Below are 22,682 nucleotides of genomic sequence, written 5' to 3'. Positions count from 1 at the left end.
ATCGCAGTCATTGCGGAAGCGGGGCCGTCGATACATGCTAAGCTAGAATCTAAGGCTTGTTGACGATCCAAAAACGCCATCAGGTCTGCGGCGAAAAAAAGCAGTTCCCCGCGCGAACAAAGACAGTCCTCAGACATGAAAAACGCTGGACGGCCTGGCCGCCGGCGCCGAACTCAATGTAGCGGAACTCTTGGACGAAGCGATTTATGAACAGCCAGCCTGGAATAAAGGAAGGCGCAACTTTTGACCGCCCCATGCAACAGCCGGATAGCAGCGGCCCCGGCAAGTCCAAATGGTTGTATCGCTGCGCTGCGCTGATCATCACGGTTGGTGTAATCGCCGCCGGCTTTTATATCGACCGTCTCAACAACATTCGCCATGAGCAGGAAATCCGCAACGACGTACTCAGCCAGTTGAGCGTGGTGCGCGCGCGCCTGGAAGGAGCCATCAGCAGCAATATCCAGACCGTTCGTGGATTAGTGGCCGCCATCAGCGTCGAGCCGGACATGAATCAGGATCGCTTCACCGAGTTCGCATATCCGTTGTTCGACGGCCGCGCGCAACTGCGTAACATCGGCGCGGCGCCGGATATGGTTATCCGCCTGATTTACCCGCTGCAAGGCAATGAAGGCGCTATTGGACTGGATCTGAGCGCAACGCCCGACCAGCAAGAGGCCGCCGAACAAGCGCGGAATTCCGGCCAACCTCTGGTGACAGGCCCTATCAAACTGGTGCAGGGAGGCTACGGATTTATCGGGCGCATTCCTGTTTTCACCTACTCCGAAAGTGGCAAAAAAGAGCGTTTCTGGGGGCTGGTGTCCGCCGTTATTGACGTTGAGGAACTGTACAAAGCCAGCGGCCTGACAAGCGCAGCCCAGGGGCTGGATATCGCAATCCGCTCAGCCTACAACAACGACACGGACAGCGACATATTCTATGGCGACCCTGAGGTTTTCCACGCCAACCCGGTTATCGCAGAAGTCACGCTGCCCAACGGCGCCTGGCGTATCGGCGCCACGCCCCAGGGCGGCTGGCCGCAATTGGCGGAAGGCGCCATCGCACTGCGCATCAGCGTCCTCACAATCGGACTGCTTATCTTGACGCCGACACTCCTGGTGTTCCGGCAAATACGCAAGCGCCATGAAAATGAAATGCTGTTGCGCAGCCTGTTTGACTTATCCCCCCTGGGCATCGCCCTCAATGACTACAAGACCGGCGATTTCCTGGAGGTCAACAACGCGCTGCTGGGCCCGACGGGTTACACTCGCAAAGAGTTTCTCATGTTGAGTTACTGGGACGTCACGCCCAAGGACTATGAGGAACTAGAGTCACAACAGTTGGAGCAGCTCAGCATTCGCGGGCGCTACGGGCCCTATGAGAAAGAGTACATACGCAAGAACGGCGATCGCTATCCGGTGCTGTTAAACGGCGTGCTGATTTCCGACACCCAGGGTCGGGAGTATATCTGGTCAATCATCGAGGACATTTCCGAGCGCAAACAGGCGGAGGCGGCAAGTCGCGCCGCACGCCAGCAGATCGAGCAATCCCAGAAGGAGTTGCAGAACTTCTTTGATCTCTCCACCAACTTCCTGTGCATCGCCAACACTGAAGGCTACTTCGAAAGAATCAACTTCACCTTCAGCAAGGTGTTGGGCTACTCGGAAAGAGAACTGCTGTCGGAGCCCATCGTCCACTTCATACACCCGGATGACGCAGAAAGCACATTACTGGAACTGAAAAAGCTGGCCCGGGGTAAGCCCGCCATCTCTTTCGTCAATCGCTACCGCTGTTACAGCGGAGAAGTCGTGACCTTGCTGTGGAACTCCGCCTGCGATCCGGCTTCCGGCAAGATTTACGCTACGGCGGTGGACATAACCGCCCAACGCAATGCGCAACAGGAGCTGACCGAGGCGAAAGAAGCCGCTGAAGCCGCCGCCCGCGCCAAGAGCGACTTTCTGGCGACCATGAGCCATGAGATTCGCACGCCGATGAACGGCGTCCTGGGCATGCTTAATCTGGTGCTGCATTCCAAGCTTGAGTCGGAACAACAGCGCAAGGTCAACATCGCCAAATCCAGCGCGGAGTCCTTGCTGAGCCTGATCAACGACATTCTCGATTTCTCTAAAGTGGATGCAGGCAAACTGGAGTTGGAGCTTCTCGACTTCGACTTGCGCCATCATCTGGACGAGTTCGCCGGCACCATGGCCTTGCGGGCGCAGGAGAAAGAGCTGGAGCTGGTGCTGGATCAAAGCGCCGTCGAGCAATCCATGGTGCGGGGCGACCCCGGTCGGCTGCGGCAGATCCTCACCAATCTGGTCAGCAACGCCATCAAATTCACCGCCGAAGGCGAAATCGTCATCCGCTGCCAGTTGCAGTCGGAAAGTGATCACCTGTTGTTGACCGTCTCCGTCACCGACACCGGCATCGGCATTCCTGCAGAGAAAATCGGCGGACTGTTCGAACCTTTCACCCAGGTGGACGCCTCCACTACCCGCCAGTTCGGCGGCACCGGGTTGGGACTGGCTATTTGCAAACGCCTTAGCGAGCTGATGAACGGCGGCATTACCGTCCATAGCGAACAAGGCAAAGGCAGCTGCTTCGAATTTTGCATCCGTCTGCAACGCAGCGAGTTAACGCAGCCGATTCTTCCCAAAGTGGATATGCGCGCGCTTTCCTTGCTCGTGGTGGACGATAACGCCGCCAATCGCGAAGTGCTCTGCGGACAGCTCAGAATGTGGGGCGCGCATGTACTGGAAACCGCCAGCGGCGAAGAAGCGCTCGCCATGTGCGAGGCGAAAATCAATGGTTCTCCCGCCGTATACGGACGTCCCTTCGACATCGCCATTCTGGACATGCATATGCCGCAAATGGATGGCGCTATGCTGGGACGTCAACTCAAAGCCAACGCAGCTTACCGCAATATGGCGTTAGTAATGATGACCAGCATCGGCCACCGGGGCGATGCGCGATATTTCGCAGAACTGGGCTTCAGCGCCTATCTGCCCAAACCCGTTACCGTTGCGGAATTGAGCGCGGCTCTTTCCGTGGTGGCGGAGGGCGGCGATGCGTTGCGTCAGGCCAAACCGCTGGTCACACGCCATTACGCGCGCTCCCTCCCCGCCAGCGACGCCTCTGAGCCGGACACGGCGGAAGCGCATCCGCCGATGCGATGGCCAGCGCACAGTCGCCTCTTATTGGTGGAAGACAACCAGGTCAACCAGGAGGTCGCGCAATTGATGCTGGAGGAAATGGGATTGCCGGCGGATGTCGCCGGCAATGGCCTGGAAGCGTTGGCGGCGCTGCAAAGCGCGCTTGAGGAGGCGCCTTATAATCTGGTGTTGATGGATTGCCAGATGCCGGAAATGGACGGCTATGAGGCCACCCGTCAAATTCGCGCCGGTAAAGCCGGTGAGCATAATCGTCATATCCCCATTGTCGCCATGACCGCCAACGCCATGAAAGGCGATCGCGAAAAATGCCTAGCGTCAGGCATGGATGATTATCTCAGCAAGCCGATCAACGCCAGCGGCCTGGAGGAAAAGCTCAAGCTCTGGCTGTTCCGCCGCTCCAGCGCCAGACCCAGTATCCAGATAATAGGCGCCGCATCGGAAGAAGGCGCCGAGATAGAAGCTGTAGAGCAGGAGCCATTGCAACTTTGGGATGAAAAAGCGGCGCTGGAAAGTCTGATGGGGAAACATGCCCTGCTGAGTCGCTTACTAGGTGGATTTTGCAGTCGGCTGCCAGAACGTTTGGCGGCGCTGCAGGAGGCCATCGCTGAGAGCGATACAGGCAAAGTGGAGTTTATCGCCCACTCGATCAAAGGCGCGGCGGGACAACTGCACGCACAACAATTGCAGCACGCCGCCGGCGCATTAGAGAGCGCCGCCAGTCTGGATGATATCGAAGAAGTTAACCGCCTGTTGCCGGGATTTGTCTCCGCCAGTGAGCAACTGGCCCGACATTTCGACCACTATCTCAACACCCGACCAGTCAGCTAAGCCAAAGAAGAACTACATCAGCCGCGGCAGTTAAGTCATGAACGCTATAGCCCGCCGGAAACGTCCAATATAGCGCCCGTGACATAGGACGCTTCCTCCGACAGTAACCATAAAATCGCATTCGCCAGCTCTTCCGGTTGGCCGCCCCGGCGCATGGGGATGTTCGCTTTCACCCGATCCACGCGCCCCGGTTCGCCGCCGCTGGCGTGGATCTCCGTGTATACCGACCCGGGCCGCACGCCATTGACTCTCACGCCTTCCTGCGCCAGCTCTTTCGCCAGGCCCACTGTCATGGAGTCTATCGCGCCCTTGGAAGCGGCGTAGTCAATGTATTCCCCTGGAGAACCCAGTTTCGCCGCCGTAGAGGAGACATTCACGATCACGCCGCCGCAACCGCCATAGATCGTGGACATGCGTTTGACCGCTTCCCGCGAGCACAGGAAGTAGCTGACGACATTGTTGCGAAAGATACGCGTCAGCCGTTCGGCGTCCATTTGATCCAGACGCATCTGCCGCTCCAGCACGCCGACATTATTGACCAGCGCCGTCACCTTCCCGAGTTCGCGGTCCACCGTCGCAAATAAGGCCTGCACGCCCTCTTCCTGAGAAACGTCAGCCTGCACGGCGATCGCTTCACCGCCATTATTCCGAATCGCCGCCACTACATGCTGCGCTGCGTCATGGTTACTCAGATAGTTCACGCACACTGCGTAACCGCGAGCGCCCGCCAGCATCGCCGCCGCCGCGCCAATTCCTCTTCCTGCGCCAGTAATAATGACGACTTTTTTCCTGGTTGATGCACTGGACATAGCGCAACGACTCCTTGGTAATCGTTTCTCTTATCAACACGACAGACTAAAGAATAACGTAAAAAGGTGAGCTAGCAGTCAAGCAAAAGGTCTGACTTTTCCTCGATAAAACCAATGCCTCTGGATGATTAGAGGCATTGGGTTCGAAGCATAGGCTGTTATTGCCCGCACTCACTCCCGTTAAGCTTAATGATCGCTGGGACGCTGGCGGAAGCTGCGCCTTTTTTGCCGATGAAGCCGAAGGTGGAGGTTCCTCCGTTAGCGGCCAACGTTCCATTCCATTGCGTCGCTGGAACGGCGGCGGTCACCCCGGCGCCCTCTGCGCTAAAGTTGGCGTTCCAGCCATAATCGAAGCTCTCGCCCGCCGCCAGAGTCCAGGCCAACTCGTAGCCACGCACGGGTTCGTCGCTGTTATTGGTGACGGTCACCACAGTATGGAATCCGCCGTCCCACTCATTCACCACATCGTAGTCGACCGCACAGTCCGCGGCGGGCTCATCGCCGCCTTTCTTCACTTGCAGATAGGCGTTCGCCACCGCCGCGTCGGTCTTGGCGTAGACCTTATTCGCCACGGGGTCGCGCACCGGATTCACCTCGCTATCCGCATTCACCACGCCGACTTTGATTTCCGCTCCCGCCGCGTTGACCGCCTGCGCCAGCGCATAAGGCCATTCCGCCGCAGCGGAATCAGCGTCGCCAAGCGCCAAAGGCTGCGCCGGATAGTAAAGATCACGCCCGTCCTGCAGCACCACGCGTACGCTGACCTTGTCGCCTGCGGCCAGATTCATTGGCTGCGCAGTGAGCGCGCCCAAGTCCAGCCAAGGGGATGAGCCCGCCGGCAAGTGCGTAATGGCGACGCTGGCGTCATCACTTTCGTCAGCATTGCTCACATGCAGAGAGATAGTGACGCGACCGGCGGTTTCCGGATTCGCCATACGTAAGGTGGCGACCTTCTGGCTGGCTCCTTCCAGTTCATAAAGCCCTGGATTCTGTGACGATACGCTCCATTGATAAGACAAGCCTTCGCCTTGAGATTCGCCAGCGTCCAGACGCAACTCTCCGGCTCCAGTGAACTCGCTGACATTCGGCGTCAGGCTAATTTTTGCGAAAACGTTTTCACTATCACCAGGGTCAGTCCCATCGAACACCACATCAACACATCCATGGAAACGCTCAAAGGTGTATTGATTACGTCCCCACTCCCCATAGATCACATGCCTGCCACTACGCTCTGGAATATCGCAGGTCGTGCGGAAGCGCGCATTGGCTTTATCCGGCTCCACATTGGGATTGGCGTCTGGGTTTTTGTCGTCATAGTTCAGAACGCAGAACGCCTCTTCTTCAAAGTCATCCCAAGTCAGCGGACGCCCGGACTGAAACTGAAATCCCGGCTTGGTGATCCAGTAGCGAAACTCTTCCGTGTCGTCAAAGTGAGGGCCCCAGGAAATATTCCAGGTAAAGGTTTTAAGACCTGGACTCATTTGGGAGGTGGGCCAATCAATAGCGCTATCCCAAGGCGTAGCGCCGCCCTGCCAGGTTTCGCTGCCGAAACCACAGACGTGCTCGGGCAACGGGTCCACCACCGCGCGTCCCTGGGCGTGGGTCAACACGCTCATGAACTGGTAGCCGCCCACCGGGTCCTGAGCGAAGGCGCCGCGGCATTCTTCATATTCCGCTGTGCCGTTATCAATTTCATCGGGCTTGGTGACGGCTCCGCAATACCAGTTGCGGGAGGGCGGGTCTTCAATCAGGCCGTGGGCGTTAACGCCGCCAGCCAGACATGCCAGCAATGCGCCGGCGGAGAGGGATCTACAGTTTCTGTTCATTGTTGTTCCTTCCGTAAACTCATTATTTGGCGGTAATGGGCGCGTGTCTTACGCGCTGTATGAAGCATAGCATTCAGGTTATGAATACGTTTTCATAATCCAAATTCATGATGAACGGGTAAATCCCCCATACGCCCTAGAAAAATGGGTTGAGTCGTCAAGAAAGAGGGGGCGCCGCAAACAGGCGTTTGCTTTAGCCTGCGTCCGCCGGGTAAAAAACGATGGGAAAAGCAGGCTCTATGACAGAGCCTGCGCGAAGATAATGATCAGTGCAGAATGACGCGCGCGTTCGTGCCTTGAACAGGACGGTTGGTTGGACCGCCCATGGTTTCCGTGAACTGGTTGATTTGTTCTTTGGAAGCCTTGCGGTAATCCTTCATCACCAGCCAGCGCACGCCTTCGGAGCAAGGCGGTGTGGTCAATGAGCCGTTAAAGCGAAAGTAGCCCGAGTTCGCAGACACCATATCGCCAGCGTGAACCTCTGTCGGCAGTGCTTTAGAAGCGCCCGCTTCCTTCGGCATATGCTCCCAGACTTTGGCCAAATGCTCGTTGTGGTCGCCTTCTTCATACAACACGGACAACACCGCTAACTCACCGTTTTCATTAGCGTGCACAAAATGCGCTTCCAACGGGAAACTCTTGCCGTCTACCGTATTCTCACTGGGAGCATGGAAGTGGAACTGCTTAAGCTCGAACTCCCTTCCTTCCACGCTGGCTTTACTGCCTGGTTTGTAATTCACCTGGATGGTATGGCCTTTGTTGACGACCTCGTGACCGCCGCTGCTATAGCTCATACCCACCGCAGGCAGTTCGCCTTTAATGAGGCCGCTGATATCCACCGGCGACTGGTTTTTCCCGGCGGAGCACATGGTGTATTCCGGTTTCAGTTCTCCCCAGCGCTCGGGTTCATCATACCCCCAATGCGACTCACCACTGGCCAATGCCTGCCCGCATGCGGTCACGCCAGCCAATACCCATATCAGACGTCTGATCATATGCCTTTCTCCTTGTTGACGAAAATGTGCAACCAGACACCGCTTAACTCGTTGTTTTCTGGCTCTTTATTTTTAGAGCATATTTACCTGTTTCTACGCCCGCGCACAACCCACAGGGCGAAACACCACGACGCTCATTGCTTCAACGTAGCCAGAAATTCAAAAAACTCAATAAACTTGTCTTTGCCCATACTGCGCGCCGTGGCCAACTGTCCACCTCGGGTGGCGAACAGCACTTTATCGTCGTTATCGGTGACGACAATGGAGGGAATGCCTTTCTCAATGGGGTTGCCGTAGGTCTCGACAATATCCAGATTCTTATCCCAGTCGCCGATATCGACTTTGACGACCTTGAAGTGTTTGCTGACCAGCGCGGCGATTTCAGCATCCTGCATGGCTTCATCGAAAACGCGACAATCCGGACACCAGTTGGCGCCGAAGGTCAGTAATATCAGCTTATGGTCCTCACTAGCGGCGGAGCGGGCGGCTTGAATATCGCGCCTGGCGTCGGCGCTTTCATCGTAGGGTAAAGGGCCCGCTGCGGCCGTGAAGGCCAGCAGGCCCAACAGCAGACAGACGCAATTCCTGATCAACGTATGCATATTTCTCTCCTTGAAATGAGTGATGGCGATTAACGACTATTCAAAGTAGCGCAATGAGACGGCTCTGCGCAGACGGAAAATATTAACGTGGGGACGCACGACATGTTAATAACCCTGCGCATCAATTCCCTGCCCTGCGACAATCCACTAAAGCCCGGGTTTACCCTCTTCGAACGAATAAAGACCGCAAAGCGATCCATCCACGGCTAACAGACTAATATTAATATGGCAATGATATTGGCATGTTAATAACTAGGCGCATGGATGCGCCTGCGCGGCGGCTAGCCGCGGGAGACAGGGCCTGACCTGTGCAGGCCCTGTCGTTGCAGTCAAATAGAAGGAAGCTATTTGACTGCCTGATTAATAGTAGAATAATCGCTCACCGGACCTCCGCTCCCCCCTGGATTGACGTTTTTTTCACCTCAGCCCCGTCCCAGTGCGCCGGAGAGACTATAATCCTGCCTTGAGCATTCCCTTTTGCAGTCAGACCTTTATAGTGTAAGGCCCCCCTGTCCGGATGCTCCGCGCCACACGGACAGGCAGGAAAAACAAAGGAGTACGTCTGCGGATGAGTTTGTATTTAATTCCACTGGCTCCCCTGTTGGGGGCGCTGGTTCCCTTATTCTCCGGACGCTCGGGCCGTAGCGCCCTGGCGCTCTCTGTTGCGTTGTTTCCAGCCTGGGCGCTGGCCTACATTCTGATCCAGGCGCAAGCTGTACTGGATGGCGAAACCCTGCGCTTCGCGGTGGACTGGATTCCCGCCATAGGGCTGCAACTGGCTTTCCGGCTGGACGGACTCGGGCTGCTATTTTGCCTGCTGATACTGATCATTGGATTGCTGGTGATTCTGTACGCGCGTTACTACCTTTCCGAACAGGAAAACATGGGGCGGTTCTACTCCTATCTGCTCCTGTTTATGACGGCGATGCTCGGCATCGTACTGTCCAATAACCTGCTGCAACTCTGGCTGTTCTGGGAACTCACCAGCATCAGTTCATTCCTGCTGATCAGTTTCTGGTCCCACAAAAGCGACGCCCGTAAAGGCGCGCGCATGGCGCTGGCTATCACGGGCGCCGGTGGACTCGCGTTGTTGGCGGGGCTGCTGCTAATCGGGAATATAGTCGGCGACTACAGTCTGGACACCGTATTGGCTAACGGCGCGTTGATCAAGGCGGACCCGGCTTATCCGGTCGCCTTGATTTTACTGTTGCTGGGCGCGTTTACCAAATCCGCCCAGTTTCCGTTTCATTTCTGGCTGCCTCACGCCATGGCGGCGCCGACGCCGGTCAGCGCATATCTGCATTCCGCGACCATGGTGAAAGCCGGTATTTTCCTGTTGGCGCGTTTCTATCCGGCCATGTCCGGCACTGACATGTGGTTCCTCGCCGTCAGCATGACCGGGTTGATCACCCTTCTCTACGGAGCCTTCACCGCCTTGTTCCAGCATGATCTGAAGGGGCTGTTAGCCTACTCCACCATCAGCCACCTGGGACTGATCACCCTGCTGCTGGGCATGAATACCCGTCTGGCGGCGGTTGCGGCGGTGTTCCATATCATCAACCACGCCACCTTTAAGGCCTCGCTGTTTATGGCCGCGGGCATTATCGACCATGAGTCCGGTTCTCGCGATATGCGCAAGCTCAATGGCTTGTGGAAATATATGCCGCATACGGCGGCGCTGGCCATGGTGGCGGCGTCCTCCATGGCGGGCGTGCCGCTGCTGAACGGCTTCCTGTCCAAGGAAATGTTCTTCGCGGAGACTCTGGACCAAAGCACCCTGGGCGGTTTGTCCTGGGTCATTCCCGTCCTGGCCACTGTCGGCGGCGCGTTTTCCGTGGCCTATTCGCTGCGTTTTATTCATGACGTTTTCTTCAATGGCGACCCCATTGATTTGCCGCGGACGCCTCACGAGCCGCCTCGTTACATGAAGGTTCCGGTAGAAATTCTGGTGGCGCTCTGCCTGCTGGTGGGCGTATTTCCCAATTATGTCGTCACCAGCCTGCTGAACGCCGCCTCGGCCGCGGTGCTCAACGGGCGTTTGCCGGAATACAGTCTCGCCATCTGGCATGGCTTCAACATTCCCATGCTGATGAGTCTGGCGGCCATGGCTGGCGGCCTCTACATCTATTACAACCGGCGTATGCTGTTCCAGTTCCATGCCCAATTTCCTCAGCACGACGCCAAACAAATCTTCGAAGGCGTCGTGCAATACGTCGCCAGACAATGCGAGCGCATCATCGACGCGCTGGAGAACGGCTCTCTGCAACGCTACGTGTTTTTGCTGCTGCTGTTCGCGCTGATGTTTATGGCTGGTCCTTTGCTGGACTTACACCACAGCGCCGGCTCCCGCCCGCAGCTGGAACTCAACGGCGTCGTGCTGACAGGAGCCATCCTCCTGAGCCTGAGCGCAGTGGCGACAGTAATCTGGGCGCGACGACGCTTTATCGCCTTGTTGTCGCTGTCCGTGACGGGCCTGATCGTCTCCATCGCCTTCGCCTATTTTTCTGCGCCGGACCTGGCGTTAACGCAGCTGTCCGTTGAGATTATTACCGTCATACTGCTGATGCTGGCGCTGTTCTTCCTGCCACAGACCACCCTTAAAGAATCCAGCCCCAACCGGCTGACCCGCGACCTCAGTCTTGCGGCGCTGATAGGCGGCGTGGTCGGAAGCATCAGCTACGCATTGATGACGCGTCCGCTGTTGAGCATTTCCGATTACTACCTGACTCACAGCAAAACCGGAGGTGGCGGCGATAACGTGGTCAACGTCATCCTGGTGGACTTCCGCGGCTTTGACACCCTGGGAGAAATCACCGTGCTGGGCATCGCCGCCCTGGGAATATACAAGCTGATCGCAGGCATGCGTCTGTACATGCCTGCGGGAGATGAGAGCGGTCGTCCCTGGAGCCAGGACCGTCACCCGATGATCCTGGCCCTGGTGTCGCAAAACCTGCTGCCCCTGGCGCTGCTGGTGTCGGTTTACATCCTGTTGCGCGGCCATAACCTGCCCGGCGGCGGTTTTATCGCCGGTTTGATCACCGCCGTGGCGATTATTCAGCAATACATCGCCCATGGCGTGGACTGGATCAAACACCGCGTACGCATCAACTATCAGGCTCTGATCGCCGGCGGCGTGCTGCTGGCGGCCCTTACTGGCGCGGGAGCCTGGGCGTTCGAGCGTCCCTTCCTGACCAGTTGGTTCGATCATTTTCACCTGCCCTGGATCGGCGACTTCGAACTCGCCAGCGCCATGCTGTTTGACCTTGGCGTCTATTTGACCGTGGTGGGCGCCGCCATGCTGATTCTGGCGAGTCTGGGCAAGCTCACCACCAGCGAGCGCCCGGCCTTTATTGAAAACGGCGACGCCCCGCGCGCGCCTGCGACGCATCACAAAGAGGAGTTTTAAATGGAAGGCGTTTACGCATTCTGTGTCGGCCTGCTGACGGCCTGCGGCGTATTCTTATGCCTGCGCGGACGTACGTTTTCTGTGGTGCTGGGACTGACGCTGCTGTCCTACGCCGTCAACCTGTTCCTGTTCGCCAGCGGCCGTCTCACGCTATACGGCGTGGCGGTCCTGGGCTCCAGTGAAAAATACGGCGACCCTCTGCCGCAAGCCCTGGTGCTCACCGCCATCGTCATCGGTTTCGCCATGACCGCCTTCCTGGTCATACTGGCGATGCGTTCGCGGGCGGACCTGGGCAATGATCATGTAGACGGACGCATTCCCTCGGAGCCATCTATGGTGCAAAGACGCACGGGGAGAAAAGGATGATGCAGCATTTGCCAATCCTTCCCATCGTCATCCCCTTGCTGGCGGGGGTCCTGTTATTACTGCCACCGCTCTGTCACTCTCTGCCCAGACAGCGCGTCGTCGCCGTCGCAGTGAATCTGGCGCTGATCGTCACGACTATCGCCTTACTGCAGCGGACGCAACTGGAAGGCGCGATCACTTACGCCCTGGGAGACTGGCCTTCACCCTTCGGCATTGTGCTGGTGGCGGACCGCATTTCCGCTCTGTTGACGCTGCTCACCTCTCTGTTGAGCCTTGGCGCCTTGCTGTACGCCTGCGCCGGCGACGATAAAAACGGCATGTACTTTCACCCGCTGTTTATGTTCCAGCTTATGGGCGTCAACGGCGCATTTCTGACCGGCGATATCTTCAACCTGTTCGTTTTCTTCGAAGTGCTGCTCATCGCCTCGTATGCGTTGCTGATCCATGGCGGCGGCAAGCAGAAAACCCGGGCGGCGGTGCACTACGTGATTATCAACCTGGTGGGCTCCTGTCTGTTCCTGTTCGCACTGGGAACGCTGTATGGCGTCCTGGGCACGCTCAATATCGCGGATATGGCCGCCAAAGCCACGCTGCTGGGTCCGGATGAGCAGCCGCTGGCGAAAGCGGGCGGACTGCTATTGTTGGCGGTGTTTGGTTTGAAGGCGGCGTTGCTGCCGTTCTATTTCTGGCTGCCGCGTTCATATTCCTCCGCCTCGGCGCCGGTGGCGGCCTTGTTCGCCATCATGACCAAGGTGGGCGCCTACAGTATCCTGCGTATTCATACCACGATTTTCGGCGCCGGAGCCGGCGCCCTGGCGGAAATCGCCACTCCCTGGTTGCAGCCTCTGGCGCTGCTGACGCTGATCATCGGCTCTATCGGCGCCCTCGCCAGTCCCAGCCTGCGTACGTTAACCGCCAACCTGACGCTGGTCTCCATGGGCATTCTGCTGACAGCCATCGCTCTGCAACGCGCTGACGCCACCGCAGCGGCGCTGTACTACACCATTCACACCACCCTGATTACCGGCGCGCTGTTCCTGTTAGCGGACATGATCGGTCGACAGCGCGGCAAGGCGGAGGACCGCTTCGTCGCCTCACGGCGCATGCAGCGCCCGGTCGCTTTGGGAGTAGCCTTTATCATCGCCGCCGTCGCCGTCACCGGCGCGCCGCCATTGTCCGGCTTCGTTGGCAAGGTGCTGCTGTTACAGGCCACTGAAGGCCCCGTGGAAACCGGCCTGATCTGGCCCTTCGTGCTGATCAGCGGACTCGCTGCGATTATCGCCCTGTCCCGCGCCGGCTCGTCCCTGTTCTGGCGTCACAGTGAAGATGCGCCTGTGGCGGAGCCGACGCCGGCGTTACGCATAGTCGCGGTCTATCTGCTGCTGGCGGCCTCGCCTTTGCTGGTCGTGTTCGGCGGCCCCGTGACGGAATTCACTGACGCCGCCGCAACGCAATTGCATGACTCAGCCGCCTTGACCGGCATGATGCAACAAGGAGGCTCCTGATGGTTAACCGCTTACGCCTGTTCTGGTTTCCCTCGCCCTGGCTCAGCCTGCTGCTGTTCGTCGCCTGGCTGATGCTCAACAACAGTGCTGCGCCGGGTCACTTGGTGTTGGGAGCCTTATTGGCTATTGCGATTCCAAGACTGACGGCTCGACTTGGCGACCCTCAGCCCACCATGAAACGGCCTGTACTGGCGATCCGCTTTTTCCTGCGCGTGCTGGGCGACATTATTCGCGATAACTTCCGCGTCGCGCTGTTGATCATGGGCCCAAACCAGCGTTTACAGCCCGCCTTTGTGGCTTTACCGCTGGAGCTGCACGAGCCTCTCCCCCTTACCATACTCGCCGGAACCATCTCGTTGACCCCAGGCACGGTCAGCGTGGAAGTTTCCGAGGATAAGCTCTGGCTTTATATCCACACCTTGCATCTGGACGACGAGGCCGAGCTGATTGCGCATATCAAAGGCCGTTACGAAGCCGCCTTGAAGGAGATATTCGAATGCTGAGTCTGGCTCTGCAAATCGCCATCGGCATGGTTTCCATCGCCATGCTTCTGAACTTGTGGCGACTGTTGTTGGGCCCGGAGTCCGCCGATCGGATTCTGGCCCTGGAAACCATGTATCTGAACAGCATGGCGTTGATCATTCTGTTTGGACTCTGGCAAGGCGCCGCCCTGTTCTTCGAGGCTGCGCTGCTGGTGGCCATGCTGGGCTTCGCCAGCACCGCGGCGTTGTGCAAGTTTCTTCTGCGCGGCGACATCATCGAATGACGCCGAAAAAGAATGTGAGAGTACTGATATGAGCTTTACGGTAGAACTGATTATCTGCGCTTTGGTCCTGCTTGGGGGCCTTTTCGCCCTGCTGGGCTCCATTGGCGTACTGAAGATGAGCGATTTTTATACCCGCCTGCATGCGCCGACCCTGGCCGCAACGGTGGGCATGGGATCACTGCTGATCGCCTCCATTATCGCCTTCACTGTGCGTGAGCAGCGCCTTTCCGCCCATGAACTGCTGATCACCCTGTTTGTGATGATCACCGCGCCAGTCACCGCGCATATGCTGGCGAAAGTTGCGCTGCACCAACGCCAGCAATCGGTCGCAAATACGCGCAATCAGGCGCTGACGGAGAAGATCCGCAAGCGCCTGCCGCCGGAGTAAACAAGCGAAAAGATACACTTCGCTACAACCCTATAATGCCCGGCCGAAGGGGATTTCTTCTCCCTGCCGGGTCTCCGCTATCGCGTCCGCCGGAATAATCGAGTAAAATACTCGGCCATTTTTTAATCAACCCTCCCGGTGAGTTCTGTATGCACGCGGCGCGTCCTCTGTTTTCCTATCAACGCTATTGGGCTGAATGCTTCGGCACGGCGGAATTTCTGCCGATGTCACGCAAGGAGATGGAGGCGCAGGGCTGGGACAGCTGCGACATCATCATCATCAGCGGCGACGCCTATGTCGATCACCCCAGCTTCGGCATGGCGGTGATTGGGCGTCTGTGGGAGTCCCATGGCTTCCGCGTCGGCATCATTGCGCAGCCGGACTGGTCGTCGAAGGACGCCTTCATGGCGCTGGGCAAACCCAACCTGTTCTACGCCGTGTCCGCGGGCAACATGGACTCCATGATCAACCGCTACACGGCGGACCGCAAACTGCGCCACGATGACGCCTATACGCCCAACAACGAAGGCGGCAAGCGTCCCGACCGCGCCGTGCTGGTGTACACCCAGCGTTGTAAAGAAGCCTACAGCGACGTACCGGTGCTGGTCGGCGGCATCGAAGCCAGCCTGCGCCGCATCGCCCACTATGATTACTGGTCGGACAAAGTGCGCCGCTCGGTGCTGTTCGACTCCAAAGCCGACCTGCTGGTCTACGGCAACGCGGAGAGAGCGGTGGTGGAAATCGCCCATCGCGCCGCCGCCGGCGAACACATGAAAGACATGACCAATATCCGCGGCACCGCATGCGTATTGTCTGAGCTTCCCCACGACTGGGAAATGAAGGACTCAACCCGCATCGACAAGCCCGGCAGAGTCGACCCGCTTCCCAACCCTTACGTGTACGCCAATGAGGAGGGAACGGAAGAAGGCTGCGGCTCCAAGCAAACCGCAGCCAATGAACCCGAAGAACAAGTGGTGCATATTCTGCCCCCCAGCGGCGGCCACAAACGCTTTATTATGCTGCCGTCCTATGAAAAAGTGCGCAATGACCCGGTGCTGTACGCGCACACTTCACGCGTTCTGCATTTGGAAACCAACCCGGCCAACGCCCATAACCTGGCGCAAAAGCACGGCGACCGATTCCTGTGGATGAATCCGCCGGCGATTCCCCTGCAGACTAAAGAACTGGATGACGTCTTTGAACTGCCTTACCAGCGCATTCCTCATCCGGCGTACGGCAAAGCGCGTATACCCGCCTATGACATGATCCGCTTCTCCGTGAACATCATGCGCGGCTGTTTCGGCGGTTGTTCCTTCTGCTCCATCACTGAGCATGAGGGACGTTGGATTCAGAGCCGCTCTCAGGATTCCGTCATCCGCGAGATTGAGAACATTCGCGACAAGACGCCCGGCTTTACCGGCACGATCTCCGACCTGGGCGGTCCCACCGCCAACATGTATCACCTCAACTGTAAGAGTGAGGAAATTCACGCCAACTGCCGTCGCTTGTCCTGCGTTTACCCGACGATCTGTAAGAACCTGAAAACCGATCACTCGGAGACCACGCAGCTGTATCGCCGCGCCCGCGCCTTGCCTGGCGTGAAGCGGGTGATGATCGCCTCCGGCTTACGCTATGACCTGGCGGTGGAAGATCCGGAATACGTACGCGAACTGGTGACTCACCATGTCGGCGGCTATCTGAAAATCGCACCGGAGCATTCTGAGGAAGCGCCCCTGTCGAAAATGATGAAACCTGGCATGGGCACCTACTACAAGTTCAAGGAGATGTTCGAACGCTTCTCCAAAGAAGCAGGTAAAGAACAGTATCTGATCCCTTACTTCATCGCCGCCCACCCAGGCACCACGGATGAAGACATGCTGAATCTGGCGATGTGGCTGAAGGAAAACGGCTTCCGCGCCGATCAGGTGCAGGCGTTCTATCCTTCTCCGATGGCCAGCGCCACCGCCATGTATCACTCTGAGCGCGACCCCTTGCACCGCATCAACTATAAGACGGACAAGGTATACATCCCGAAAGGCGAGCGGCAGCGCCGTCTGCACAAGGCCTTTCTGCGCTATCACGACCCGGACAACTGGCCGATGCTCAGAGAAGCTCTGCAGCGTATGGGCAAGGCGCATTTGATTGGCTACGGCAAGAAGCACCTGGTGCCGCCGACGCAGCCAGCGAATCATCCCAGCGCAAAAAAGTACGGCTCCAAGCTGAATCCGCAAGGCGGACAGCCGCGCAAAGGCCGGGTTCTAACTCAGCACACTGGCCTGCCTCCCCGTCAGGGCGCCGGGCCCAAGCGCGGAAAACCTGCTGGACGCACGCCGGCGAAAGGCTGATAACAGCATATCCGGCTTCAGATGACGTCCGTCGTCTGAAGCTTTTCTCCAGGCTCAGCACTGGGGCGTAGTCCACTTTTTTCCTTACCCATTTCCCTCTTCCCTACGCCTTTACGATTCTCTTTACCGCTCTCCCAGACACCGCAGATAACCCCCAGAACAATGCTGGTCGGCAGAACCATAGACGATATAACGAAACTTATTTTAGGCGACTGAGAAAAAAGCAGAATAAACACGCCGTAGTCGAGCAAGGCGACGAGCATACTGATCAGCGTGATATGCAGAACCACCGTCTTTCTCGAATATTCCTTAAAGTAGGTCCACAGGAAATATCGACTGACCGCTGCTGAAAATAAGACTGAATAGATGACAAGAGGGAAAATGCCAGGCGGCAGTTCCTCAACGCCTAAAAAGGCCACCAGATAACCTGCAATGGTGGAGATGAAAATAGAACCTAAATAGACTCCCAGCGTTTCAACGCCCCTATCCATGAAAGAGTCAGGAGCTTGAATCGCACCCATTAAGAAGATAACCGTAACAAAGGAAAACGCGCTAAAAAACGGCCCGGTGATAAGCGTGAACAGTAATACTCGTAACTTCATATGATCCTTGCGCTAATGGCGGCTGTTAGTCCTGCGCGTCGACAGCCGCTCGATTAAATCCGAGCGGCATTATGCGCACATAGACTCACGACCGCCAGAGCGGGACCAGGAAAGCTGGCTGTCAGTCCTCCTTATATAAAACTGACTCAATCCTTTTTAAGTTCATAGGTGAAACCCGCCATATCCGCCGTCATCGTGTCGTCATCGTGTCGTCATCGAACGCTAGCACCTTGATTTTGGCGTAGCCCAGGTCAATAGTTTGTCCTTTCACCGTGAAAGCGTCGGGAGAAATACGCCGTCCACCCAGGTTCTGATAGAAGTTATCGCCCTCGAATTCCCACTTGTCGTTCTCGTCGTCAGACTCTCCGTTCATGGACAGAATCAACCAGCTTCCCTGCAAGGCCTGCTTGCTCAGCTCCGCCGCTTGCGCTCCTATTGCGAACAGCGCCAGTGCCGTAATTATGGTTATTCTTTTCATTGCTTGCCTTCCCATTATCCATTCAAAGGACTTAAGCATAGTCGAAAGACCGTTAACCAACGTCACGACGCTGCAACAACTCTTCCGCCTCCGCATACGCCGCCTTGATGTTAAGCCTGAGCTGCTCTAGCAGCGTCTGATAGCGAGCGTCGTCGCGCGGCCCCTCTTTAACCAGATGTTCCAGCTCCGCCGCCAGCTCGGACACTCTGTTGGCCCCCACCGTAGAGGACATGCCTTTGAGACTGTGATAATTCCGCCGGGTCTCTTCGGGGTCCGTAGGCCATTGCTCAGGATAAAGCTCTATCAATTTCGGCGCGTCGCGCAGAAACAACTGAATGGCGCGGCAGTATATCCCCCAGTTGTCGTTCATCCGCGCCAGCGCGCAAGACGCGTCTATGGCGCCGCTGCTCTCTATGGCGCAAACAGCGGTTTCCGGTGTGGGAACCTCCATTTCTGTTTGAGCTTCCGTTTCTGATTGCATTTCTTTTGCTGCTTCCGCTTTCGCTTCCACCTCAGATTCGGGGGCTGACGTTGGCGTTGGCGTAAGTGACTCACCCCAGCCGGTTTGTTCTATCAGTACTTCCAGTAGATGATCAAAGTCGAAGGGTTTGCCAACATGGTCGTTCATTCCCACGGAGAGCGCCGCCTCCCGGTCAGAGGACATCGCGTTGGCGGTCATGGCGATAATCGGCAATGCATTCATTTTCAGTTTGCCGCGAATCTCACGGGTGGCGGTGTAACCGTCCATACCCGGCATCTGGATATCCATCAGCACTGCGTCAAACATTGACTCTGCGTTCTGAATCGCCGCCACGGCTTCCAAACCATCCCCGGCAATGCTTACATTCGCGCCTTCGCTCTGCAGCAACTCCATGGCCACCTGCTGATTAGTCGGGTTGTCCTCTACCAGCAATATGCTCATGCCATGCAGACGCTCGCCAGCGACCGCACTGTTGACGCGACTGCGGGAGCGATCCAGTTTCATCGTGTCCGAAGCGGCGTCAAGAATCATGGAGGCAGTCACTGGTTTGGTGAGATATCCATCAATCGTGTTGGGAGAGGAAAGGCGACGACGCTCCATCTCATCCCGCGCCTGAGCGCTCACCATCATGATCAGCGGCGCCTGACCCGCCGGATACTGCGCCTTAATCAGCTCTGCGGCGCGCCAGCCATCTATACCGGGCATCATCCAGTCCATCAGAACCAGGTTGTAAGGCGTAGCGAAGTCCGCCGCCGCCATCAGCTTGGCGACGCCTTCCTCGCCACTGACCGCAATGTCCGCCGTCCAACCGAAAGACTCAATCACCCCTTTGAGCACTTCCCTGGTGTTGGCGTTGTCATCCACCACTAGCACGCGCAGTCGTTTCGGCAGACTGCAGGCTTTTTTCGCCACGCTCCGGGCTTGCGCCCTGAGGCAGGTAATGGAGAAGCGGAAAAGACTGCCCTCACTTTCCTTACTTTCCGCCGTAATTTCTCCTCCCATCAAGCGCACCAAGCGCCGACATATGGCCAACCCCAGACCAGCGCCGCCAAAACGACGGGCGGTTGACGCTTCCGCTTGCGTGAAGCCTTCAAAAATGCGCTGCAACTGCTCGGGAGAAATACCGATACCGGTGTCGCGCACAGAGAATGACAAAACCAGATTATCGTCCTGTACGGACTCCAGTCTGACGGAAATTTCCACTTCTCCCTGTTCCGTGAACTTCACGGCGTTACCCGCCAGATTAATCAGAATCTGCTGTAAACGCAGACCATCCAGCTCCAGCCAGTCAGGTATTCTCGGATCAACGTCAAACAGCACCTCCAGCGGTTTATCGCCGATATTGGCGGTGATGATGACACCGACGTCCTGCAGTAGCTTATCCAGGCTGCATGGCTCTAAATCCAGGGTCAGTTTGCCGGCCTCGATTTTAGAGAAGTCCAGAATGTCGTTAAGAATGCCCAGCAACGCCTGGGCGGAGGACTCCGCCTTTTGCACATAGTCCCGTTGACGCTCTTCCAGGTCAGTTCGTTTGAGTAAGTTGACCATCCCCAGGATCGCGTTCATAGGAGTGCGGATTTCATGACTCATATTGGCCAGGAACTCGGACTTCGCCTTACTGGCTTTATCAGCCATCGACTTGGCTTCACGCAGGCGTTGTTCGTACTCGCGCTGTTCCGTGATGTCTCTGTTGACGCCCAGCACCAAAATCGGTTTACCCAGGTCATTGAACTCCACCACTGCGGCGGCCTGCACATAGCGCACCTCGCCACTGGGCCGCACTATGCGATAGATGGGGTCGTAAACGCCTTCGCCCGCTAAAGCCGCCTCCAGCTTGGCCGTCGTCGCGGCTTCATCTTCCGGATGCAGCGCGTTGCGCCAATGGCGATGACTCAAGCCCGCATTGTTCAACTCATAGGGAACCTGGTAAATTTCGAACATCTGCCGATTCCAGGTGAGCGCATCGCTTATCAGGTCCCAGGTCCAAATACCGAGCTCGGCCACTTCCGCCGCTTTCAACAGCTGATCCCGCATGGATGTCAGGTTACGGCGGTCCTGCACCTGCCGGGAAATATCCGTTGCAACGCCAAGATAGCCGCTGGCGCGATTATTTTCGTCCTTCAACTCCGTCACAGAAAGTTGAACCGGGAAACGCGTTCCATCTTTACGCACATAGGTCCATTCGTGTTCATTGGGCAACCCGCGCTTGGTCTTAGCGATGAATACCTCAAACCCTGGCGCCACTTTCTCACGTAGTTCCTCAGAAAACTCCCGCGCCCGCGCCGCCACTTCCTCCCGCAAATGGAAAACCGCCGGCGTTCTTTTTCCGACCATCTCCTCAGCGTCGTATCCCAGCATGCGCTCAGCAGCCGGATTGAACAGCGTAATCATGCCTTCCAGGTCCGTGGCGATAATCGCATTGCCGGCGTTATCAAGAATCGCCTGCTGCAACGCCAAATACCGTTGAATTTCTGCTGTTCGCTCCTCCACCTGACGCTCAAGAGAAGCATTCATTTCCCGAATCTGATTCTCTACGGAAATCTGTCGGCTGATATCGCGAATCGTCTTGGCGGCGCCGATAATCTCTCCATCCGCGTTTCTGATCGGCGAGACAGACACCGAGACTTCCACCATGCGCCCGTCTTTGCACTTACGCTGGGTGTTGAAAGGCTTAACCGGTCCCCCATCTTCTATTCGGCCCAAAATGTTTGTTTCTTCGGCCACCCGCTCCGCCGGCACGATAAGCTTCTGCACAAAACGCCCGATCGCCTCGTCGCGACGATAGCCGAACATCAATTCGGCTCCCCGGTTCCAGTCTGTGATCACGCCGTCCAGATCCATCCCCAGTACTGCATCCTGGGCGCTTTCCACTATCGCGGCCAAGCGCTCCTGACCAGCGTTGACCAGCTGCCGCTGGCGCATATTCAGCCAATAGAGATATAGAAAGCCGCCCACTATCGCCATGCCGCCAAGCAGCGCAAGCATAATGTTGGCGACTCTTCGGCCGACCAGCTTCTCAGCCGCATGTTGCGGGTAAGTGATAAGCAGCTTAAGTCCCCGATCCGACATACCCGCCTGAAGAGGAACGTCATGCTCCATGGTAAGCAGCACGTCCTCCTCTCCCTCAAATACAGATAAATTCCCATACCGCTCGGAATCAACTGGAATGCTTTTGAATTCGTCATCCCAGCGGTAATGTCGGCCGAGATCAAAGCCAAACACTTTGTTTTTGTCATGATGAATCAAAAAGTCGCCGAATTGATTGGTGAGGTATACTCGATAGTCCGGCGACATTCCCGCCTTGATGTCGTCTAACATGAAGCTGGCGTCCATATTGATCACCAGAATGCCAAACGCATTGCCTGCGCTATTGATTACCGGAGTCGCCACTCTCAACGTCGGCACATGCGGCCACTGCACCATATCGTATTCACGGTTAAGGTTCAGGTCGGACACATAGAGGGAGCCCGGCGGAATTCGGATAGCTTCCTGAAAGTAATCTCTCTGCGCTTTAGGCTGCAATTCATCTTCCGCAATAATTTCCGGTAGATCGCCAATACGCTCAACTCGTACAATCTCCTTGCCGCCATCCGCCACGCCAATTAAGCGCACCTGCGTAACTTCCGGATGAGTGACCAGATAACCGGAGAAAATCGTATTCAGGCGGCGTCGCCATAGCGACAGGGAACTGTCTTCACGAACGTCGTAGCCGTCGTTTTCCGTCGCGCGCACGATACCTTGGATAGGAGGGGTGAACAGGAGGAAGCGCACATCATGAGAAAGGCCTTCCAAACGCTGTGCGATTTTCTCGGAGCGGAAGGTGATCTGCCCCTGCATCAACGCTTCCACTTCTGAGTAAACTCTTCGGCGCTCCATGTCTATGCTGAGGTACACCACAAACAGACAAACGCCGACAATCACAACCAGCGCAGTAAAGATTCGCAATTGAGCTGAGGAAGATTTCCCTGACATCCAAGCTCCCATCGCCTGTTCGGCGGGCCCGGAGGAGAAGCCGTTACAGATCAACCGCCTCCTCGCGCCAGTATAAGATGCTGCGCCGCCAGGGCTTTGGCTGACGCACCGTTATATCTATAAGAGATTAGCTGAAAAATCAG

Annotated in this window: 15 protein-coding genes; 8 read left to right on the top strand and 7 right to left on the bottom strand. The window is 56.9% G+C overall.

The window, feature by feature from the left end; genetic code table 11:
* Positions 1-206: 206 nt before the first annotated feature.
* Positions 207-3,998, top strand: a complete 3,792-nt coding sequence (locus EUZ85_RS05855) for a response regulator (protein WP_127968374.1) — start codon at positions 207-209, stop codon at positions 3,996-3,998.
* Between the two features lie 44 nt (positions 3,999-4,042).
* Here EUZ85_RS05855 and EUZ85_RS05850 read toward each other — a convergent pair whose 3' ends face one another.
* The 4 genes from EUZ85_RS05850 to EUZ85_RS05835 form a co-directional block, all read right to left on the bottom strand.
* Entirely contained in the window at positions 4,043-4,807 is a 765-nt protein-coding gene (locus EUZ85_RS05850) for an SDR family oxidoreductase (RefSeq protein WP_127968371.1), read from the bottom strand.
* A gap of 158 nt (positions 4,808-4,965) precedes the next feature.
* Positions 4,966-6,633, bottom strand: coding sequence for a lytic polysaccharide monooxygenase (locus tag EUZ85_RS05845; RefSeq protein ID WP_127968369.1), 1,668 nt, complete (start codon positions 6,631-6,633; stop codon positions 4,966-4,968).
* Positions 6,634-6,899: 266 nt separating this feature from the next.
* Positions 6,900-7,628 carry a carbonic anhydrase gene (locus EUZ85_RS05840; protein ID WP_127968367.1) on the bottom strand — a complete coding sequence of 243 codons (729 nt, stop codon included), beginning with the start codon at positions 7,626-7,628 and terminating at the stop codon, positions 6,900-6,902.
* A gap of 134 nt (positions 7,629-7,762) precedes the next feature.
* Complete coding sequence (locus EUZ85_RS05835) at positions 7,763-8,230, bottom strand: thioredoxin family protein (protein WP_127968365.1); 468 nt, start codon at positions 8,228-8,230, stop codon at positions 7,763-7,765.
* Between the two features lie 568 nt (positions 8,231-8,798).
* Between EUZ85_RS05835 and EUZ85_RS05830 the strand changes: the two genes are divergently transcribed.
* The 7 genes from EUZ85_RS05830 (at position 8,799) to EUZ85_RS05800 (ending at position 17,006) form a co-directional block, all read left to right on the top strand.
* On the top strand, positions 8,799-11,636 hold the full coding sequence (locus tag EUZ85_RS05830; RefSeq protein WP_127968364.1) for a monovalent cation/H+ antiporter subunit A: 2,838 nt from the start codon (positions 8,799-8,801) through the stop codon (positions 11,634-11,636).
* Entirely contained in the window at positions 11,637-12,002 is a 366-nt protein-coding gene (locus EUZ85_RS05825) for a Na+/H+ antiporter subunit C (protein ID WP_127968363.1), read from the top strand.
* Positions 12,002-13,507, top strand: coding sequence for a monovalent cation/H+ antiporter subunit D (locus EUZ85_RS05820; protein ID WP_127974416.1), 1,506 nt, complete (start codon positions 12,002-12,004; stop codon positions 13,505-13,507). The genes EUZ85_RS05825 and EUZ85_RS05820 overlap by 1 nt, the downstream gene beginning before the upstream one ends.
* Positions 13,507-14,010: a Na+/H+ antiporter subunit E gene (locus EUZ85_RS05815; protein ID WP_127968362.1), complete on the top strand. Its 504-nt coding sequence runs from the start codon at positions 13,507-13,509 to the stop codon at positions 14,008-14,010. The genes EUZ85_RS05820 and EUZ85_RS05815 overlap by 1 nt, the downstream gene beginning before the upstream one ends.
* On the top strand, positions 14,004-14,273 hold the full coding sequence (locus EUZ85_RS05810) for a K+/H+ antiporter subunit F (protein ID WP_127968361.1): 270 nt from the start codon (positions 14,004-14,006) through the stop codon (positions 14,271-14,273). The genes EUZ85_RS05815 and EUZ85_RS05810 overlap by 7 nt, the downstream gene beginning before the upstream one ends.
* A 28-nt stretch (positions 14,274-14,301) precedes the next feature.
* A complete protein-coding gene (locus EUZ85_RS05805) occupies positions 14,302-14,661 on the top strand; it encodes a Na+/H+ antiporter subunit G (RefSeq protein ID WP_127968360.1) in 360 nt (119 codons plus the stop codon).
* Between the two features lie 149 nt (positions 14,662-14,810).
* On the top strand, positions 14,811-17,006 hold the full coding sequence (locus EUZ85_RS05800) for a YgiQ family radical SAM protein (protein ID WP_127968359.1): 2,196 nt from the start codon (positions 14,811-14,813) through the stop codon (positions 17,004-17,006).
* A gap of 17 nt (positions 17,007-17,023) precedes the next feature.
* On the opposite strand, the gene EUZ85_RS05795 is transcribed toward EUZ85_RS05800, so the two are convergent.
* The 3 genes from EUZ85_RS05795 to EUZ85_RS05785 all read right to left on the bottom strand — a co-directional run bounded on the left by EUZ85_RS05795 (position 17,024) and on the right by EUZ85_RS05785 (position 22,539).
* Complete coding sequence (locus EUZ85_RS05795; RefSeq protein WP_127968358.1) at positions 17,024-17,608, bottom strand: hypothetical protein; 585 nt, start codon at positions 17,606-17,608, stop codon at positions 17,024-17,026.
* 190 nt (positions 17,609-17,798) lie between these two features.
* On the bottom strand, positions 17,799-18,086 hold the full coding sequence (locus EUZ85_RS05790; RefSeq protein WP_127968357.1) for a hypothetical protein: 288 nt from the start codon (positions 18,084-18,086) through the stop codon (positions 17,799-17,801).
* Between the two features lie 52 nt (positions 18,087-18,138).
* Complete coding sequence (locus tag EUZ85_RS05785; RefSeq protein WP_127968356.1) at positions 18,139-22,539, bottom strand: PAS domain S-box protein; 4,401 nt, start codon at positions 22,537-22,539, stop codon at positions 18,139-18,141.
* Between the last annotated feature and the right edge of the window lie 143 nt (positions 22,540-22,682).

This window comes from Hahella sp. KA22 (assembly GCF_004135205.1).
GTDB lineage: Bacteria > Pseudomonadota > Gammaproteobacteria > Pseudomonadales > Oleiphilaceae > Hahella.
The sequence above is the reverse complement of the archived record's forward strand: the minus strand, read 5'-3'. Positions and strand labels throughout refer to the sequence as shown.

Bases quoted from the DNA above. Each gene is read 5' to 3' on its own strand.
- EUZ85_RS05855 (WP_127968374.1), top strand. From the start codon at position 207: ATGAACAGCCAGCCTGGAATAAAGGAAGGCGCAACTTTTGACCGCCCC.
- EUZ85_RS05850 (WP_127968371.1), bottom strand. From the start codon at position 4,807: ATGTCCAGTGCATCAACCAGGAAAAAAGTCGTCATTATTACTGGCGCA.
- EUZ85_RS05845 (WP_127968369.1), bottom strand. From the start codon at position 6,633: ATGAACAGAAACTGTAGATCCCTCTCCGCCGGCGCATTGCTGGCATGT.
- EUZ85_RS05840 (WP_127968367.1), bottom strand. From the start codon at position 7,628: ATGATCAGACGTCTGATATGGGTATTGGCTGGCGTGACCGCATGCGGG.
- EUZ85_RS05835 (WP_127968365.1), bottom strand. From the start codon at position 8,230: ATGCATACGTTGATCAGGAATTGCGTCTGTCTGCTGTTGGGCCTGCTG.
- EUZ85_RS05830 (WP_127968364.1), top strand. From the start codon at position 8,799: ATGAGTTTGTATTTAATTCCACTGGCTCCCCTGTTGGGGGCGCTGGTT.
- EUZ85_RS05825 (WP_127968363.1), top strand. From the start codon at position 11,637: ATGGAAGGCGTTTACGCATTCTGTGTCGGCCTGCTGACGGCCTGCGGC.
- EUZ85_RS05820 (WP_127974416.1), top strand. From the start codon at position 12,002: ATGCAGCATTTGCCAATCCTTCCCATCGTCATCCCCTTGCTGGCGGGG.
- EUZ85_RS05815 (WP_127968362.1), top strand. From the start codon at position 13,507: ATGGTTAACCGCTTACGCCTGTTCTGGTTTCCCTCGCCCTGGCTCAGC.
- EUZ85_RS05810 (WP_127968361.1), top strand. From the start codon at position 14,004: ATGCTGAGTCTGGCTCTGCAAATCGCCATCGGCATGGTTTCCATCGCC.
- EUZ85_RS05805 (WP_127968360.1), top strand. From the start codon at position 14,302: ATGAGCTTTACGGTAGAACTGATTATCTGCGCTTTGGTCCTGCTTGGG.
- EUZ85_RS05800 (WP_127968359.1), top strand. From the start codon at position 14,811: ATGCACGCGGCGCGTCCTCTGTTTTCCTATCAACGCTATTGGGCTGAA.
- EUZ85_RS05795 (WP_127968358.1), bottom strand. From the start codon at position 17,608: ATGAAGTTACGAGTATTACTGTTCACGCTTATCACCGGGCCGTTTTTT.
- EUZ85_RS05790 (WP_127968357.1), bottom strand. From the start codon at position 18,086: ATGAAAAGAATAACCATAATTACGGCACTGGCGCTGTTCGCAATAGGA.
- EUZ85_RS05785 (WP_127968356.1), bottom strand. From the start codon at position 22,539: ATGTCAGGGAAATCTTCCTCAGCTCAATTGCGAATCTTTACTGCGCTG.